Origin of the sequence: Marinitoga sp. 38H-ov, from assembly GCF_011057715.1 — a bacterium.
Classification (GTDB): domain Bacteria; phylum Thermotogota; class Thermotogae; order Petrotogales; family Petrotogaceae; genus Marinitoga.
In genome coordinates this window covers 189,056-189,340 of sequence record NZ_LNGH01000002.1, presented here as the reverse complement: position 1 = coordinate 189,340, position 285 = coordinate 189,056, and the positions used below count along the sequence as shown (strand labels likewise).

General features: G+C 22.1%; 1 protein-coding gene. It reads left to right on the top strand.

What is annotated here, in order from left to right:
• Positions 1-3: 3 nt before the first annotated feature.
• Positions 4-285 (top strand): hypothetical protein (locus tag AS160_RS11185; RefSeq protein WP_346774410.1); only part of this gene is annotated, 282 nt, incomplete at its 3' end.

Here is a 285-nt window from a genome sequence, read left to right as displayed (position 1 = left end):
GCAATAACAAAAATAAATGTTAATGACAGAGCAATATATGTATCATTTATTAACGGTAAGGTTATAAAAATAGATAAATTTGATGGAAAAGTCATATGGGATGTGGATTTTAAAGATAAAGTATCAGATTTGATTCTTTTAAAAAATGATAAATATTTAGTAGTTTCTCAGGAAAATGGAAATATTTCTATAGTTGATATAGAAAATGGAAGTATTTTAACTTCTTTTAAATCTTTTGAAGGAGTATATGAAATTTCACCATCACTATTAAAAAATTATTTTATT